The organism is Streptomyces sp. NPDC047880 (assembly GCF_040706515.1).
Taxonomy (GTDB): domain Bacteria; phylum Actinomycetota; class Actinomycetes; order Streptomycetales; family Streptomycetaceae; genus Streptomyces.
The window spans coordinates 1-15,510 of record NZ_JBEZOK010000023.1; the positions used below are offsets into that span (position 1 = coordinate 1).

At 73.6% G+C, this 15,510-nt stretch carries 13 protein-coding genes and 2 pseudogenes; 9 read left to right on the forward strand and 6 right to left on the reverse strand.

The annotated features are described in order from the left end of the window. Nucleotides 1-130: 130 nt before the first annotated feature. Complete coding sequence (locus AB0937_RS28565) at nt 131-1,024, reverse strand: NAD(P)-binding domain-containing protein (protein ID WP_366715482.1); 894 nt, start codon at nt 1,022-1,024, stop codon at nt 131-133. A gap of 103 nt (nt 1,025-1,127) precedes the next feature. On the opposite strand from AB0937_RS28565, the gene AB0937_RS28570 reads away from it, so the two are divergent. Continuing rightward, nucleotides 1,128-1,520: a helix-turn-helix domain-containing protein gene (locus AB0937_RS28570; RefSeq protein ID WP_189589031.1), complete on the forward strand. Its 393-nt coding sequence runs from the start codon at nt 1,128-1,130 to the stop codon at nt 1,518-1,520. Here AB0937_RS28570 and AB0937_RS28575 read toward each other — a convergent pair. After that, nucleotides 1,458-2,078, reverse strand: coding sequence for a class F sortase (locus tag AB0937_RS28575; RefSeq protein WP_366715704.1), 621 nt, complete (start codon nt 2,076-2,078; stop codon nt 1,458-1,460). The two genes, AB0937_RS28570 and AB0937_RS28575, sit on opposite strands and share 63 nt — an antisense overlap. A 166-nt stretch (nt 2,079-2,244) precedes the next feature. Beyond that, on the reverse strand, nt 2,245-2,763 hold the full coding sequence (locus AB0937_RS28580; RefSeq protein ID WP_366715485.1) for a hypothetical protein: 519 nt from the start codon (nt 2,761-2,763) through the stop codon (nt 2,245-2,247). Nucleotides 2,764-3,033: 270 nt separating this feature from the next. Between AB0937_RS28580 and AB0937_RS28585 the strand changes: the two genes are divergently transcribed. Then, nucleotides 3,034-3,642, forward strand: coding sequence for an NAD(P)H-dependent oxidoreductase (locus AB0937_RS28585; RefSeq protein ID WP_366715487.1), 609 nt, complete (start codon nt 3,034-3,036; stop codon nt 3,640-3,642). Between the two features lie 73 nt (nt 3,643-3,715). Here AB0937_RS28585 and AB0937_RS28590 read toward each other — a convergent pair whose 3' ends face one another. Beyond that, nucleotides 3,716-4,132 carry a gamma-glutamylcyclotransferase family protein gene (locus AB0937_RS28590; protein WP_366715489.1) on the reverse strand — a complete coding sequence of 139 codons (417 nt, stop codon included), beginning with the start codon at nt 4,130-4,132 and terminating at the stop codon, nt 3,716-3,718. Nucleotides 4,133-4,271: 139 nt separating this feature from the next. Between AB0937_RS28590 and AB0937_RS28595 the strand changes: the two genes are divergently transcribed. Continuing rightward, nucleotides 4,272-5,918 (forward strand): M4 family metallopeptidase, encoded by a 1,647-nt coding sequence (locus AB0937_RS28595; RefSeq protein WP_366715491.1) that lies wholly within the window; start codon nt 4,272-4,274, stop codon nt 5,916-5,918. Nucleotides 5,919-5,921: 3 nt separating this feature from the next. Here the strand turns inward: AB0937_RS28595 and AB0937_RS28600 are convergent, their stop codons facing one another. Then, a complete protein-coding gene (locus tag AB0937_RS28600; RefSeq protein ID WP_366715493.1) occupies nt 5,922-8,066 on the reverse strand; it encodes a molybdopterin oxidoreductase family protein in 2,145 nt (714 codons plus the stop codon). Nucleotides 8,067-8,482: 416 nt separating this feature from the next. Between AB0937_RS28600 and AB0937_RS28605 the strand changes: the two are divergent. From AB0937_RS28605 to AB0937_RS28615, 3 genes and pseudogenes are all read left to right on the forward strand, one after another. Further along, nucleotides 8,483-9,736: pseudogene (locus AB0937_RS28605) on the forward strand (amino acid adenylation domain-containing protein); the annotation flags it as partial. Beyond that, nucleotides 9,735-10,181: pseudogene (locus AB0937_RS28610) on the forward strand (hypothetical protein); the annotation flags it as partial. The pseudogenes AB0937_RS28605 and AB0937_RS28610, both read left to right, overlap by 2 nt. A gap of 12 nt (nt 10,182-10,193) precedes the next feature. Beyond that, nucleotides 10,194-10,961 carry an enoyl-CoA hydratase-related protein gene (locus AB0937_RS28615; RefSeq protein ID WP_366715495.1) on the forward strand — a complete coding sequence of 256 codons (768 nt, stop codon included), beginning with the start codon at nt 10,194-10,196 and terminating at the stop codon, nt 10,959-10,961. An 11-nt stretch (nt 10,962-10,972) separates the two neighbouring features. Here the strand turns inward: AB0937_RS28615 and AB0937_RS28620 are convergent, their stop codons facing one another. Next, nucleotides 10,973-11,671, reverse strand: coding sequence for an ElyC/SanA/YdcF family protein (locus AB0937_RS28620; protein WP_366715497.1), 699 nt, complete (start codon nt 11,669-11,671; stop codon nt 10,973-10,975). A 214-nt stretch (nt 11,672-11,885) separates the two neighbouring features. Here AB0937_RS28620 and AB0937_RS28625 point away from each other — a divergent pair, with 214 nt between their 5' ends. The 3 genes from AB0937_RS28625 to AB0937_RS28635 all read left to right on the forward strand — a co-directional run bounded on the left by AB0937_RS28625 (nt 11,886) and on the right by AB0937_RS28635 (nt 15,466). Further along, entirely contained in the window at nt 11,886-12,653 is a 768-nt protein-coding gene (locus AB0937_RS28625; RefSeq protein WP_366715499.1) for a sirohydrochlorin chelatase, read from the forward strand. A gap of 135 nt (nt 12,654-12,788) precedes the next feature. Beyond that, entirely contained in the window at nt 12,789-14,066 is a 1,278-nt protein-coding gene (locus tag AB0937_RS28630; RefSeq protein WP_366715501.1) for a deoxyguanosinetriphosphate triphosphohydrolase, read from the forward strand. 134 nt (nt 14,067-14,200) lie between these two features. Further along, nucleotides 14,201-15,466 (forward strand): FAD-dependent oxidoreductase, encoded by a 1,266-nt coding sequence (locus tag AB0937_RS28635; RefSeq protein ID WP_366715503.1) that lies wholly within the window; start codon nt 14,201-14,203, stop codon nt 15,464-15,466. Nucleotides 15,467-15,510 lie beyond the last annotated feature (44 nt).

The following is a 15,510-nucleotide window of genomic DNA, read 5'->3' on the forward strand; positions in this document are numbered from 1 at the left end:
CCTCGTACTTGGGCGTACTCGGGCTTTCGGCCGGTGCGGCGAGAGGGCGTGCCGGGCGTCGCGACGGGGCGAACGTTGCCTGCCGCGGCACTGGCACCGCGGCGGAGCGCACGGTGCCTGCCGGCACCCCCTAGGACCGTCGCGCGTCCAGCAGTTCGACCACGCCCGTCCCGTCCTCGTCCCCGTGCCCCTGCGCGAGCCTGCGCTCCATGAGCCGCATGTACGGCGTCAGCAGCTCCGGGCTGACCCCCTGTTCCTCGGCCGTGCGCAGCAGGGTGGCGTTGCCCGCGACCTGCATCGCGAGGTTGGAGACGACGTCGCGGGTGTAGTCGCCGCTGTGGAGCCCTTCGGCGCTCTGGTGCGCGGCCGGGGCCATCGCGGTGAGCCAGTCCACGAGCAGCGGTGCGAAGTCCTTCGGCGCGATGTCCTCCGGGCGGATCAGCGCGAAGGCGTGGGCGACGCCCGCGAACATGCCGCTCATCGCGCTCAGCAGCGCCACGTCGTGCAGCGCGGCGAAGCCCGGGTCGGCCCCGACGTAACGGGTGCCGGCCGGGACGGCGAGCGTGTCGCGGTGCTCCTCGAACAACTCGGCCGAGCCGCTGTAGAGGACGTAGCCGCCGGAGCCCGGGGCGCCGATCATCGGGGGGACGGCCATGATCCCGGCGCCCAGGAAGCGGGCGCCGCGCTCCCCGGCCCAGGCGGCGCGCGCCCGGTCCTGGGCCGGGGAGCCGGTGGTGAGGTTCACCAGGTCCCGCCCGGCGAGTGAGGTCCCGTCCAGGGCCTCGCCCACGGAGGCGTCGTCCAGCAGACAGGCGATCACGAGCCGGTTCGCGGCCACGGCCTCGGCGGCGCTCGCGGCGAGGGTGGCGCCCTCGGCGGCGAGTGGCTCGGCACGGGCGGCGGTGCGGTTCCAGACGGTCACCTCGTGCCCGGCGGCCAGCCAGACACGGGCGAGGGCGGTGCCCATGGCACCGGTGCCGAGAAGGGTCAGAGGAGTGCGGGGAGCAACTGCGGTGTCGGTCATGCCGTTTAGGCTCGTCGCAGGGGAAGCACCCGCTCAAGTACGCACTTCATAGTGGGTGGTTACTCCGGGGGAAGGGTGCAGGCAGCGCAAGGGGAGGGGCGGCATGGGGACGACCGGGCGGCGGCCGGGGGCGTACGTGTGCGGGATCGACGCCGCGATGGACGTGATCGGCGGCAAGTGGAAGGTGCTGATTCTCTGGGCGCTGAACGAGCGGCCGTGCCGCTTCGGGGAGCTGCGCCGCGAACTGCCCGGCGTCACCGAGAAGGTGCTCGCCTCGCACCTGCGGGAGATGGAGGCCGACGGTCTGGTGCACCGGGAGGCGTACGACGAGGTGCCGCCGCGGGTGGAGTACTCGCTGACGCCCCGGGGCGTGTCCCTGAACGAGGCGCTGGAACCGCTGGGGGCCTGGGGGCGGGCCCATGTCCTGGGTGTGTCACCGGCTGCCGGTCAGGTGCGCGAAGACGACGACGTTCCCCTGGTACCCGGTGCCGCGTGAGTACCCGCCGCCGCAGGTGATGACCCGCAGTTCGGGGCGGCGGGCGGCGCCGTAGACCTTCTCGTCGGGGAAGTCCTTCGCGGCGTACACCTCGACGGCGTCCACGGTGAACACCGCGACGCCGCCGTCCCGCCGGTCCACCTCGACGGTGCTGCCCCGGGCCAGGGCGCCGAGGTCGTAGAAGACGGCGGGGCCGTCGGCGTTGTCGACGTGCCCGGCGACGATCGCCGTGCCCGGTTCACCGGGGGTGGTGCCGGCCTCGTACCAGCCGGCGAGGTTCTCGTCCGCCGCGGGCGGTACGTCGAGGCTGCCCGTCCTCGTCAGGCCGAGCCCGGTCAGCGGGGCGTCCACCCGGATCGCCGGGATGCGGATCCGGTCGGGCGGCGAGGGCGGCAGCGCGGGTACGGCGGGCCGCTCACCGGCCCGGCCGTCCAGCCCTGCGCCGTCCACCCCGGCCCGGGCCTGCGCGGCGGAGGGCTGCGGCGGCGCGTGTGTCCCGGCGGCGTCGCGCAGCAGCCACACCCCCGAGCACAGGGCGAACACCGTGACGGCCGCCATGGCCGCGTTGGCGGGGCTGCGGACCCCACTGCCGAACCCGGGGAACCTGCGCACACCCACCCCTTTCTGAGCTGCGGCCCCGTACCCCCCTCCGGGCCGCGAGGGGCGTCGGACCCGGAGGGGGAGGGGACATGCGGTACCGGCGACGGACAGCGGAGGGTGTCCGTCAGATCCCGTCGCCTCTCGCCCGGCGATGCAGGAGCCAGGTACCGCCCGCGGCGGCGACGGCGAGGGCCGCCACACCGGCCGCGGTCTGCACGGGATCGGGGCCCAGGGCGCCGCCGACCCCCGTCTTCACACTTCCTCGGGGATGGATCTGCCCGCGCACCGGCGTCAGCGTGACCACCAATTCCCCGGTGATCCGCCGGCCGCTGCCGCCGCAGGTCGCGGTGATCTCGTACGTGCCCGGCTGCGCGCTCGGCGGCACCCTGAACCGCCCGGTCGCGTCCTGCCCGTGCGGGTCCGGGACCAGGCTGAGGGAGCCCGCCCCGACCGCGCTGGCGTCACCCGTCACCGAGCCGCCGTCGCAGGCCGCCGTGCGCACCGTGACCCCGCCCCCGGGCACGGCCGACGCCGGGGACACCTCCAGACCGCCGCCCGACGTGCCGTACGCGGGAGCGGCGGCGAGGGCCGCGGCGGCGACGGTGAGCGCGGTGGCGGTCAGCTGCCGGGCGGTACGTCGCATCGGTGCTCCTTCGAGCGGGTGGGTCGTGCGCCTGCCCTTTTGAGGTAACGGGCAGCGGGTCGACCGCGCCCCCTGAGGGAGCGTCAGAATTGGGGTGAACGGGTGTCAGGGACAGGCGAACCGGGCTGCTCCTCACGGTCGTTTCGCCAGGTCACAGACGTGCGATGGGGTGGGCCGGGGAAATGCGCCGGGGGCGCGTGTGAACGGGTGACCCCGGCGTACGTATCGCCACTTGACCTCAACGATGGTTGAGGTACGAGGCTGTACCGCATGAACCCGACCGCCACCGCATCAGCCGCCGCCGCGACCGACCCGCTCCGTCTGACCCTCGTCGTGGGCAGCAACCGGCACGGCCGCTTCGGCCCCGTCGTCGCCGACTGGCTCCTCACCCGCATCCGGGACCGGGACGACCTGGTCGCCGAGGTCGTGGACGTCGCCGAGGCCGCGCTGCCCATGTCCCTGGAACCCACCCCGGAGGCGACCGCCGCACTGGGCGGCATCACCCCGAAGCTGGCCCGCGCGGACGCCTTCGTGGTCCTCACCCCCGAGTACAACCACTCCTTCCCGGCGGGCCTGAAGAACCTCGTCGACTGGCACTTCACCGAGTGGCAGGCCAAGCCCGTCGGCCTCGTCTCCTACGGCGGCCTGTCCGGCGGTCTGCGCGCCGTGGAACACCTGCGTCAGGTCTTCGCGGAGCTGCACGCCGTGACGGTCCGCGACACCGTCTCCTTCCACAACGCCGGCGCCGCCTTCGACGACCGGGGCGCCCTGCGCGACCCGTCCGGCGCGGACGCGGCGGCGAAGACCATGCTGGACCAACTGGTCTGGTGGGGGAGGGCGTTGCGGGAGGCCCGGGAGAGGCGGCCGTACGGGGGCTGAGCCCGCCGGGGTGCACACCCTTCCTGCGGCGCACCCCCATCCTGCGTCCCGCAGCGCTCCTGCGCCGAAGTCCTCACACCCGCGCCCGCCAGTCCCCGCCCGCGATCGCCCGCCCCCGGGCCCGCAGCCGCGCGGCGACGGCGGGCGCGGCCACGTACACCCACGCGCGCACGGCACCCCCGTCCGCCGCCCGGACGACCTTCCGTTCCACGCGCAGGTACAGACTGCGCGGATCCCCCGGCGCGTACTCCTCCAGCCGGTCCAGCTCCGCGAGCAGCCCCGCGTACGCCCCGGGCAGCGCGGTCACCAGCTCCCCGCTCACCGTGCCGCCGCCCGGCTCCTCGACCGCGTAGGGGTAGCCCGGCCCGTCGTAGAGCACCGCGTCCGCGAGCCCGGCCGGCTCCTCGGAGTGGGTGCGGCCGCGCAGGAAGAGGTCGTGGTTGACCTCCCCCGGACGGAGGGTGCCGTAGACGAAGAAAGGGAGGGTCACAGGAACGATTCTGCACCCTCACACACCTCCACAGCGGGGCTATGGACATGCCAGGTCCGGGCCGAATTTACTCGCGGTCAACATCAACGCCGCCCCCGGTCGACCCCACACGACCGGGTGCGCCCGTATGAGGAGACCGATGAGTCGGATACGTCATGTCCGCGGTTCCCGTCTCGCCCTCGCCGGTGTGGCCGTCACCGGCACCACCGCCCTGCTGGCCGCCGTTCTCTCCCCGTCCGCCGGCGCGGCGGACCTGCCGGCCAGGTCGGGCGCGATCGAGGACGCGGAGGCGGTGCTCGCGGACCGGGCCGCAGCCCTGGGCCTCACCCCGGCCCAGGAGGCCAAGGTCCGGGACGTCGTCGTCGACGAGGACGGCACCCGGCACGTGCGCTACGACCGCACCTACCACCGGCTCCCGGTCCTCGGCGGCGACTTCGTGCTCCACCTGAACCCGGACGGCACCTACCGCGGCACGAGCCGCGCGACGAAGTCCGCGCTCTCCCTGGCGAGCGTCACCCCGAAGGTGTCCGCCCCCAAGGCCGCCGGCCTCGCGGCGAACCTGCTGCGCGCCGCCCACCTCGGCGAGACCCTGAAGAAGCTCACGGCCAAGCCCCGGCTGGTCGTCGACGCCCTGCACGGCGCCCCGAAGCTGGCCTGGCAGACCGACGCGGTGGCCCACGACGAACTCGGCAACCCGGTCGGGCGCACGGTGCTGACCGACGCGACGACCGGTGCCCGCATCGACGCCTGGGACTCCATGGAGTCGGCGTCGGGCGAGGGCAAGTCCCTCTACGGCGGCACGGTCCCGCTGGAGACGACCGCGTCCGGCTCGTCGTACCAGCTGAAGGACGCGACGCGCGGCGGCACCTACACCGGCGACGCCGAGAACAAGACGGACAGGTGCCTGCTCACCGTCTGCCTGACCCGCGCCCCCGCGACGCTCTTCACGGACGCCGACAACCAGTGGGGGACGGGCGCGGCCGCCGACCGGTCCACGGTCGCGGTGGACGCCCAGTACGGCACCGACGTCACCTGGGACTACTACGAGAAGGTGCACGGCCGCGACGGCATCGGCGGCGACGGCAAGGGCTCCTTCAACCGCGTCCACTACGGCAAGGACTACAACAACGCCTTCTGGGACGACAACTGCTTCTGCATGACCTACGGCGACGGCGACGGCAAGCTCATGGGCCCGCTGGTGTCGCTGGACGTCGCCGGGCACGAGATGTCCCACGGCGTGACGTCGAAGACGGCGGCGCTGACCTACTCCGGCGAGTCCGGCGGTCTGAACGAGGCCACCTCGGACATCTTCGGCACGCTGGTGGAGTTCCACGCCGAGAACGCCGAGGACCGGGGCGACTGGCTGATCGGCGAGAAGGTCGTCCGCTCCGGCCTCGGCCGCGAGGCCCTGCGCTTCATGGACAAGCCGTCCAAGGACGGCAAGTCGGCGGACTGCTGGAACGCGAAGCTCGGCGACCTCGACGTGCACTACTCCTCGGGCGTCGGCAACCACTTCGCGTACCTGCTCGCGGAGGGCAGCGGCGCCAAGACCCTCAATGGCGTCGCCTACAACTCCCCGACCTGCGACGGCTCCACGGTGACCGGCGTCGGCCGCGCCAAGCTGGGCAAGATCTGGTACCGCGCGCTGACGGTCTACATGACGTCCTCGACGGACTACGCGGACGCCCGCACGGCGACCCTGAGCGCGGCGAAGGACCTCTACGGCGCCGACAGCATCGAGCAGAAGGCGGTGGCGGCGGCCTGGAAGGCCGTCGCCGTGAGCTGACCGCTACCGCTCGACGGCCTCCAGCCGCACCGCGCACGTCTTGAACTCCGGCATCCGGGAGGTCGGGTCGAGCGCGGGGTTGGTGAGGGTGTTGGCGCGGCCCTCGCCCGGCCAGTGGAAGGGCATGAAGACGGTGTCGGGCCGGATGGCGTGCGTGATTCGCGCGGGCGCCACGGCCCGGCCGCGCCGCGACATGACGGCCACCGGATCGCCCTCGGCCGCACCGATCCGGGCCGCCAGCCTCGGGTGCAGTTCCACGAACGGCCCGGGCGCGGCGGCGTTCAGCTCCGCCACGCGCCGGGTCTGCGCCCCGGACTGGTACTGCGCCACGACCCGCCCCGTGGTCAGCAGCACGGGGTACTCGTCGTCGGGTTCCTCGGCGCTCGCCCGGTGCGAGACGGGGACGAACCGGGCCCTGCCGTCGGGGGTCGCGAAGCGGTCGAGGAAGAGGCGGGGCGTGCCCGGGTGCACGGCCGGTGCCTCCCCGGCCGGTGCCTCCCCACCGGGCAGGGCGTCCCCGCCCTCGCCCGCCTGCTCCACCGGCGCGGGACACGGCCAGAACACCCCGTTCTCCTCGGCCAGCCTCCGGTACGTGATCCCCGAGTAGTCCGCCGCCCCGCCCGCCGACGCCCGGCGCAGTTCCTCGAAGACCTCCTCCGGGTCGGTCGGGAAGCCCTTCTCCACGCCCAGGCGGGCGGCGAGTTCGTGCAGCACCTCCAGATCGCTGCGCACGCCGTCGGGCGGGGTGACCGCCCGGCGCCGCAGCAGCACCCTGCCCTCCAGGTTCGTCGTCGTGCCCGTCTCCTCGGCCCACTGCGTGACCGGCAGGACCACGTCCGCGAGCTCCGCCGTCTCCGACAGCACCACGTCACAGACCGCCAGGAAGTCCAGCGACCGGATGCGCTCCTCGATGTGCGCGGCACGCGGCGCGGACACCACCGGATTGGACGCCATCAGCAGCAGCGACCTGATGTCGGTGCCCAGCGCGTCCAGCAGCTCGTACGCACTGCGCCCCGGGCCGGGCAGACTGTCCGGGTCGACGCCCCACACCCCGGCGACGTGCGCCCGGGCGGCCGGGTCGTCGAGCTTGCGGTAGCCCGGCAACTGGTCGGCCTTCTGCCCGTGTTCGCGCCCGCCCTGCCCGTTGCCCTGGCCGGTCAGGCAGCCGTACCCGGAGTGCGGGCGGCCCGCCCGGCCGGTGGCCAGGCACAGGTTGATCCACGCGCCCACCGTGTCCGTGCCCTTGGACTGCTGCTCGGGCCCCCGGGCGGTGAGCACCATCGCCGACTCCGGCTCGCAGAACAGCCGCACGGTCTCGCGCAGTTGGGGAACGGACACCCCCGTGATCCGCTCCACGTACTCCGGCCAGTGCGCCATCGCGGCGGCCCGGGCGTCCTCCCAGCCGGCCGTGCGTTCCCCGACGTACTCCTCGTCCACCCGGCCCTCGGCGATCACCAGGTGCAGCAGGCCGAGGGCGAGGGCCAGGTCCGTGCCGGGCCGGGGCGCCAGGTGCAGGTCCGCCTGCTCGGCGGTCTTCGTGCGGCGCGGATCGATGACGATCAGCGTGCCGCCGTTCTCCTTCAGCTCGGTGAAGAACCGCAGCGACGGCGGCATGGTCTCCGCGAGGTTCGACCCGACGAGGATCACGCAGCCGGACTTCGGGATGTCCTCCAGCGGGAAGGGCAGCCCCCGGTCCAGCCCGAACGCCTTGATGCCGGCGGCCGCCGCCGAGGACATGCAGAAACGCCCGTTGTAGTCGATCTGCGAGGTGCCGAGCACGACCCGCGCGAACTTCCCGAGCGTGTACGCCTTCTCGTTCGTCAGCCCGCCCCCGCCGAACACCCCGACCGCGTCCGGGCCGTGCTCCGCGCGGGTGCGGCCCAGCCCCGCGGCGATCCTCTCCAGCGCCTCGTCCCAGGAGGCGGGCACCAGCGTGCCGCCCTCGCCGCGCACCAACGGGGAGGTCAGACGCACGTTCCGGGCGAGCACCGACGCGGCCGTGCGCCCCTTGCCGCACAGCGCGCCCCGGTTCACCGGGAAGTCCGCGCGCTCGCTCACCTCGACGGTCCCGTCCGGGGCGGGCGTCAGGTTCATCCCGCACTGCAGGGCGCAGTACGGGCAGTGCGTGGGCGTCGCGGTGTTCTGCATGCCGTCCAGCGTGCGTCGGCCGTGTTACGCCGGGGACGGCTCCCTGTTACGCGGCCGGGACGGCAACCTCCCCGCCGCCGCCCCGCGGGCGTGAGGCAGGAGCCCGCTGCCCGGCGAGACACAGGCCCGCCGCCGGGTGAGGCACACGCCTGCCCACCTTCACGTCGCCGCCGACCGGCCCGGACGTTGCCCATGGGACGGGAAACGCCACATGTGGCTCATTGCGTTCCTTTCTTGGCCGATCCAACCTCGTTGAGAGTTGAAGCAGCCGCACTACGCTCTCGCTACGCGCAGCGCTCGCACGACTCCGCACGGCGTTCGACACCCGGGCATGCCCGCCGCTCACGGCAGCATCCATCCGCGGCCGGACCGCGGGTGGCAATCCGACCTCGAAACAGCCAGGAGGCCACCCGACCATGCCTCTGCGCCACTTGACCCCCTACGACCAGCGGCTCTTCCGCCAGTACGGCTACGGCCCCACCGTCCCCGTCCCCGACCCGCTCCTGCACCACGCCGTCACCCGGCACGCCACGGCCACCCCGCACGCCGTCGCCGCCGAGCACCGGGACGCCCGCATGACCTACGGCGAACTCGACCGCTACGCCGGCGCCCTCGCCGCCCGCCTGGTCCGCGAAGGTGTCCGCCCCGGCGACCACGTCGGCCTGTTCGTCCGCCGCTCGATCCCGATGCTGGTCGGCCTGCTCGGCATCCTCAAGGCCGGCGCCGCCTACGTTCCGCAGGACGTCGGTCTCGCGCCCCCCGCCCAGCTCACCCACGTCATCCGCACCGCCCGCACCCGGATCGTCCTCACCGTCGCCGAACACGCCCACCGCGTGCCCCTGCCGGACGGCCACCTGCTGCTTCCCCTCGACGAGCCACTGCCCTGCGCCCCGGCCCCGCGCGTCCGCGTCACCGGCGGCCACGGCGCCTACGTCCTGTTCACCTCCGGCACCACCGGCCGCCCCAACGGCGTGAAGGTCACCCACCGCAACGTCGCCAACCTCCTGCTCACGAAACCGGGCGGCCTCGGCGTCCGGCCCGGCGACCGCGTCGCACAGCTCCTCAACATCGCCTTCGACATGGCCGCCTGGGAGATCCTCGGCTGCCTCACCCACGGCGGCCCCCTCGTCATCCGCGGCCATGACATCGCCGCCGCGGCCCGCACCGCCGACGTGCTGATCGCGACCCCGACCGTGCTGTCCGGGCTGGACCCGGCGGCCTGCCCCCGGGTGCGCAGGGTCGCCGTCGCGGGGGAGCCCTGTCCGCGCCCGCTGGCCGACCGCTGGGCCCGGCAGGCCGCCTTCTTCAACGGCTGCGGCCCGACCGAGACGACGATCGTCAACACGATGAGCCGCCACGACCCGTCCGCTCCGCTGCTCACCATCGGCCGCCCCACTCCCAACAACACCGTCTACGTCCTCGACGCCGACCGCCGCCCCCTGCCCGTCGGCGAACCCGGCGAGATGTGGGCCGGCGGCGACTGCGTCTCCGCCGGCTGCCTCGGCGACGACGCCCTCAACGCCGAGCGCTACGCCCCCGACCCCTTCCTCAGCGGTGGCCACCGGATGTTCCGCACCCGCGACCTCGGCCGCTGGACCCCCGACGGGGAGCTGGAGCACCTCGGCCGTACCGACGACCAGGTCAAGGTGCGCGGCTTCCGCGTCGAACTCCCGGGCCGGCGACTGGACGGGCTCCTTCATCGACGACCTGCCCGAGCAGGTGTGGGTCAAGGGCATCACCACCGCCGGAGTCGCCAACATAGAGGTCCTGTTCACCAAGGTGGTCTACGTCGCCACCGGCAGCGGCATCGGCCCCTGCCTGCCCCACCTGCTCGCCGCCCAGGTGCCCTCCCTGCTCGTATGGGCGACCCGCGACCCCCGCGCGACCTACGGAGACGCCCTGGTCGACGAGATCCTCGCCGTCCAGCCCGACGCCCGCATCTGGGACACCTCCCGGCACGGCAAGCCCGACATGGTGCGCCTCGCCCACGAGGCCCACCGGGACTTCGGCGCCGAGGCGGTCATCTGCATCTCCAACAAGAAGCTCACCTGGCAGGTGGTGCACGGCCTGGAGCGGCGGGGGATTCCGGCGTACGGCGCGATCTGGGACTCGTAGAAGGGGATGCCGATGAACCACCTCAAGTGGGAGCGGGACGGCCGGGTCGTGACCGTACGTCTGCACCGCCCGCACGTACGCAACGCGCTCAGCTCGGCGCTATTGTCCGAACTCCTCGACGTGCTGCGCCCGCTGGACGCGGACCCCGGGGCCGGATGCTTCGTCGTCACCGGCTCGGACACGGTCTTCGCGGCCGGCGCCGACATCAGGGAGATGGCGGGGAAGTCGGCCGTCGCCATGATGGCCGAGGACTACTTCGCCGCCTGGGAGGAGTTCGCCGACCTCCGCACCCCGAAGATCGCCGCCGTCAACGGGCATGCGCTGGGCGGCGGTTGCGAGCTGGCGATGATGTGCGACCTGGTCGTCGCGGGGGAGTCGGCGGTCTTCGGCCAGCCCGAGATCAAGCTCGGCGTGATACCCGGCATCGGCGGCACCCAGCGGCTGACCCGGCTCGTCGGCCGCGCCAAGGCCCTGGACCTGGTCCTCACCGGCCGCACCATGGACGCACAGGAGGCTGGACGCTGCGGTCTCGTCTCCCGCGTGGTCCCGGACGACCGGGTCCTGCCCGAGGCCCTCGAAGCCGCGACGGCGATCGCCTCCTACCCAAGCGCGGCCGTCCGGGCGGCCCGCGAGTGCGTCGACCACGCCCTCGAAACCGGTCTGCGTGACGGGATCCGCTTCGAACGCCGCGTCTTCCACGCCCTGTTCGCCACCGACGACCAGAAGGAGGGGATGACGGCGTTCCTGGAGAAGCGCCCCCCGCGCTTCCACGGACGCTGAGCCCGGCCCGGTCAACGGAGAGGGTCTCGGGCTGTCGCCAAGGCCCTCTCCACACCCGGCTCCCGCGGCCCGAGGAACCGCGGGTCCGGCCGGAAGGCCGCGTCCAGCGCGGCCTTGCCGGCGGCGAAGACCTCCCGGGTGCCCCCGTAGTACCAGGTCGCGTCGTGCACGGCGTCCACCCCGACCCCGTACGACGCGACCCCCGCCGCCTCGCACAGCGCCACCGCCCGCCGGATGTGGAAGCCCTGGCTGATCAGCACGGCCTCGTCCACCCCGAAGATCTTCTTCGCGCGCACGCAGGAGTCCCAGGTGTCGAACCCCGCGTAGTCGCTGACGATCCGCCCGTCGGGCACCCCGTGCCGCGTCAGATACCCACGCATCGCGTCCGGCTCGTCGTAGTCCGCACGGCTGTTGTCCCCGGTGACGAGCACCACCTCGACGCGCCCCTCCCGGTACAGCTTCGCGGCGGCGTCGAGCCGGTGCGCGAGATACGGCGAGGGCTCGCCGTCCCACAGCCCCGCACCGAACACCACGGCCACCTCGGTACGCGGCACATCCGCCGCCGTACGCAGCCGGTCACCCGCCACGGCGTACATCCATGTCGCCGGGAGCAACGCGAGCACGCACCCGGCCATCACGGCCTGCACCAGCCGCCGCTGTCCCCGCCGGGAACGCGGCAGCCGCGGTCTGCGCAACACCACACGACGCATCGGACGGTCCCTCCCCAGGTCGGTCCCTCGACAGGCAGGGACGTCCTCCCGGGCCGCCCGGTTCATCCGCCGCCGCGTGACCAGCTTCACTGGATTCGCGGAAACCGCAGGTCGCGCCCCCTCACACACCCCCTGCCCCGCATCGTGAACCGCTGGAAAACACCCGTGACGCCCATGCAACGGGAAGGCAACGTGGCGCCGCGACCATCGGTACATGCCCAGTCAGCTCAGCCTCGTCCCGCCGCCCGCCCCGCGCCGCCCGGCCCCGCCCGCCCTCGTGGTCGTGGCTCACGGCAGCCGCGACCCCCGCGCGCTGAGCACCGTCAGGGCGCTCCTCGACCAGGTCCGGGCCCTGCGCCCCGACGTGCCCGTGCACCTGGGCCACATCGAACTCAACGCCCCGCTGCTCCCCGACACGCTCGCCGCCCTCGGGGACTCGGAGGCGGTCCTCGTCCCCCTCCTCCTCAGCCGCGGCTACCACGTCAAGCAGGACATCCCCGAGATGGCGGCGGCCTCCCGGGCCCGCACCCACCTCGCCGCCCCTCTGGGCCCCCACCCCCTGCTGGTCGACGCCCTCCAGGCCCGCCTCAAGGAAGCGGGCTGGGGCGGGACACCCCACCACACCAGCGCGGTGGTCCTCGCCGCGGCGGGCTCCCGCGACCCGGACGCGAAGACGGACACCGCCCGCACGGCCCACCTCCTGGCGGCCCGCCTCGGCGTCCCGGTCGTCCCGGCCTACGCCTCGGCCGCGACCCCGACGGTCGAGACGGCCGTCCGCACCCTCCTGGCGAGGGGCCGCCGCCACATAGCGCTGGCCTCCTACTTCACGGCCCCCGGCCGCTTCGCCACGGAGTGCACCCAGAAGGCCCCCTGGATAGCAGCGGCCCCCCTGGGCACCCACCCGTCGATGGCCGACCTCGTCCTCCACCGCTACGAGGAAGCCCTGACGGCGGCTGCCGAACCGGCACTGGCCTCGGCCTGAAAGACGGGGCGCGAGGGCACGCCCTCAGGGGCGCGGGGAACTGCGCGACAGGCCACACCGAGCCCGCAGACGCCACACCGCCGGACTCGGCACACCCGACGGCGCACAACACACCCGTGCCCGTACTGTCGACACATGGCAGGCACCGCACAGAACCCCCCGGCCTACGACCCGACGTCAGTCGACCGCTGGGCCCCGGAACCCGACAAACGCCCCGGCCGCACCGCCTTCCAGCGCGACCGCGCCCGGATCCTCCACTCCGCCGCCCTGCGGCGCCTCGCCGGCAAGACCCAGGTGGTGACGCCCGGCACCATGGGCCCCGCCTGGGACGCCAGCCCCCGCACCCGCCTCACCCACTCCCTCGAATGCGCCCAGGTCGGCCGCGAACTGGGCGCGGCCCTCGGCTGCGACCCCGACCTCGTGGAAGCCGCCTGCCTCTCCCACGACCTCGGCCACCCGCCCTTCGGCCACAACGGCGAACAGGCCCTCAACGAGTTCGCGTCGGACTGCGGCGGCTTCGAGGGCAACGCGCAGTCCCTGAGGCTCCTCACCCGCATCGAGCCCAAACGGTTCACCCCCGAGGGCTCCGTCGGCCTCAACCTCACCCGCGCCGCCCTCGACGCCGCAACCAAGTACCCCTGGCCCCGCGGCGCCCACCCCACCGACCCGGCCTCGCGCAAGTTCGGCGTCTACGAGGACGACCGCCCCGTCTTCGACTGGCTCCGCAAGGACGCCCCCGGCGCCCGCACCTGCTTCGAGGCGCAGGTCATGGACTGGTCCGACGACGTGGCCTACTCGGTGCACGACGTGGAGGACGGCCTGCACGCCGGCCACATCGACCCGAACTGCCTGCACGCCGACCCCGAACGCCGGGACGTCTTCGAGGTGGCCCGCGGCCGTTACGTCCCCGCCGGCACCGACCCCGCCGAGCTCGCCGCCGCCCTGGACCGGCTCCTCGCCCAGGAGTGGTGGCCGCACGGTTACGACGGCACCGCCGTCGCCCAGGCCCGCCTGAAGGACGCCACCAGCCAGCTCATCGGCCGCTTCTGTCTGGCCGCCGAGACCGCGACCCGCACGGCGTACGGGGCCGGACGGCTCACCCGGTACGCGGCCGAGCTGGTCGTCCCGCGCGAGACGCGGATGGAGTGCGCCGTCCTCAAGGCCGTCGCCGACCTCTACGTCATGCAGCGTGCCGAACAGGAGCGGCTGCGCGCCGACCAGCGGATCGTCGTCGCCGAACTGGCCGAGGCGCTCACCGCCCGCGCCCCGGACGGCCTGGACCCGCAGTTCCGCGCCCTGTTCGACCGGGCGGCGGACGACCGCGCCCGCAAGCGGGTGATCGTCGACCAGATCGCCTCCCTCACCGACGCCTCCGCCCGTTCGCTTCACGCCCGTCTGACGGGGCAGGGATGAGACTGACGCGACGGACGGGACGGGAGCACCCCCGAATGTGACCCTCCGTGGCCTGATCGGGTCACTCCCTCTTCCCGCATCACGCTCCGTGCGGGACGCTCGCAAGTGGCGGCACCCTGACGAGGAGGCAACAAGTGGTCGACGCGGATCAGACATTCGTGATCGTCGGAGGCGGACTGGCCGGCGCCAAGGCGGCCGAGACGCTCCGCGCGGAGGGCTTCACCGGCCGCGTGATACTGATCTGCGACGAACGCGACCACCCCTACGAGCGCCCGCCCCTGTCCAAGGGCTACCTCCTCGGCAAGGAGGAACGCGACAGCGTCTTCGTCCACGAACCCGCCTGGTACGCGGCCAACGACATCGAGCTGCACCTGGGCCAGACCGTCGACGCGATCGACCGCACGGCCAAGACGGTCCGTTTCGGCGAGGATGGCACCGTCGCCCGCTACGACAAGCTGCTCCTGGCCACCGGAGCCGAGCCCCGCCGTCTCGACATCCCGGGCACGGACCTGGCCGGCGTGCACCACCTGCGCCGCCTCGCCCACGCCGAGCGCCTCAAACACGTCCTGACCAACCTCGGCCGGGACAACGGCCACCTCGTCATCGCCGGTGCCGGCTGGATCGGCCTGGAGGTCGCGGCGGCGGCCCGCGAGTACGGCGCGGAGGTCACGGTCGTCGAGCACGGCCCGACCCCGCTGCACGGCGTGCTGGGCCCGGAGCTCGGCGGGCTCTTCGCCGAGCTGCACCGCGAGCACGGGGTGCGGTTCCACTTCGGCAGGCGGCTGACGGAGATCGTCGGCCAGGACGGCATGGTGCTCGCGGTCCGCACCGACGACGGTGAGGAGCACCCGGCGCACGACGTGCTGGCGGCGATCGGCGCGGCCCCGCGCACCCACCTCGCGGAGGCGGCGGGACTGGAGATCGCCGACCGGGCCGACGGCGGCGGCATCGTCGTCGACGAGCGGCTGCGCACCTCCGACCCGGACATCTACGCGGCCGGTGACGTCGTCTCCTTCCCGCACCCCCTGTTCGGCACGCGGGTGCGCGTCGAGCACTGGGCCAACGCCCTGAACGGCGGCCCGGCGGCGGCGCGCTCCATGCTGGGCCACGACGTGACGTACGACCGGGTGCCCTACTTCTTCTCCGACCAGTACGACCTGGGCATGGAGTACTCCGGCTGGGCCCCCGCCGGCAGCTACGACGAGGTGGTGATCCGGGGCGACGCCGGGAAGCGCGAGTTCATCGCGTTCTGGGTGAAGGACGGCCGGGTGCTGGCCGGGATGAACGTGAACGTGTGGGACGTCACGGACAAGATCCAGCGCCTGATCCGCTCCCAGGCCGGGGTGAACACGGAGTCCCTGGCGGACCCGCACGTGCCGCTGGAAAGCCTCGCCTCATAGCCGCCGGGGCTGTCAGGGGTGTCGGTCCGCCACCGTAGACTTCA

What these genes read in the sequence shown, in the direction of transcription:
- AB0937_RS28565 (WP_366715482.1), bottom strand. Translation starts at nt 1,024, where the DNA reads ATGACCGACACCGCAGTTGCTCCCCGCACTCCTCTGACCCTTCTCGGC.
- AB0937_RS28570 (WP_189589031.1), top strand. Translation starts at nt 1,128, where the DNA reads ATGGGGACGACCGGGCGGCGGCCGGGGGCGTACGTGTGCGGGATCGAC.
- AB0937_RS28575 (WP_366715704.1), bottom strand. Translation starts at nt 2,078, where the DNA reads ATGGCGGCCGTCACGGTGTTCGCCCTGTGCTCGGGGGTGTGGCTGCTG.
- AB0937_RS28580 (WP_366715485.1), bottom strand. Translation starts at nt 2,763, where the DNA reads ATGCGACGTACCGCCCGGCAGCTGACCGCCACCGCGCTCACCGTCGCC.
- AB0937_RS28585 (WP_366715487.1), top strand. Translation starts at nt 3,034, where the DNA reads ATGAACCCGACCGCCACCGCATCAGCCGCCGCCGCGACCGACCCGCTC.
- AB0937_RS28595 (WP_366715491.1), top strand. Translation starts at nt 4,272, where the DNA reads ATGAGTCGGATACGTCATGTCCGCGGTTCCCGTCTCGCCCTCGCCGGT.
- AB0937_RS28600 (WP_366715493.1), bottom strand. Translation starts at nt 8,066, where the DNA reads ATGCAGAACACCGCGACGCCCACGCACTGCCCGTACTGCGCCCTGCAG.
- AB0937_RS28615 (WP_366715495.1), top strand. Translation starts at nt 10,194, where the DNA reads ATGAACCACCTCAAGTGGGAGCGGGACGGCCGGGTCGTGACCGTACGT.
- AB0937_RS28620 (WP_366715497.1), bottom strand. Translation starts at nt 11,671, where the DNA reads ATGCGTCGTGTGGTGTTGCGCAGACCGCGGCTGCCGCGTTCCCGGCGG.
- AB0937_RS28625 (WP_366715499.1), top strand. Translation starts at nt 11,886, where the DNA reads ATGCCCAGTCAGCTCAGCCTCGTCCCGCCGCCCGCCCCGCGCCGCCCG.
- AB0937_RS28630 (WP_366715501.1), top strand. Translation starts at nt 12,789, where the DNA reads ATGGCAGGCACCGCACAGAACCCCCCGGCCTACGACCCGACGTCAGTC.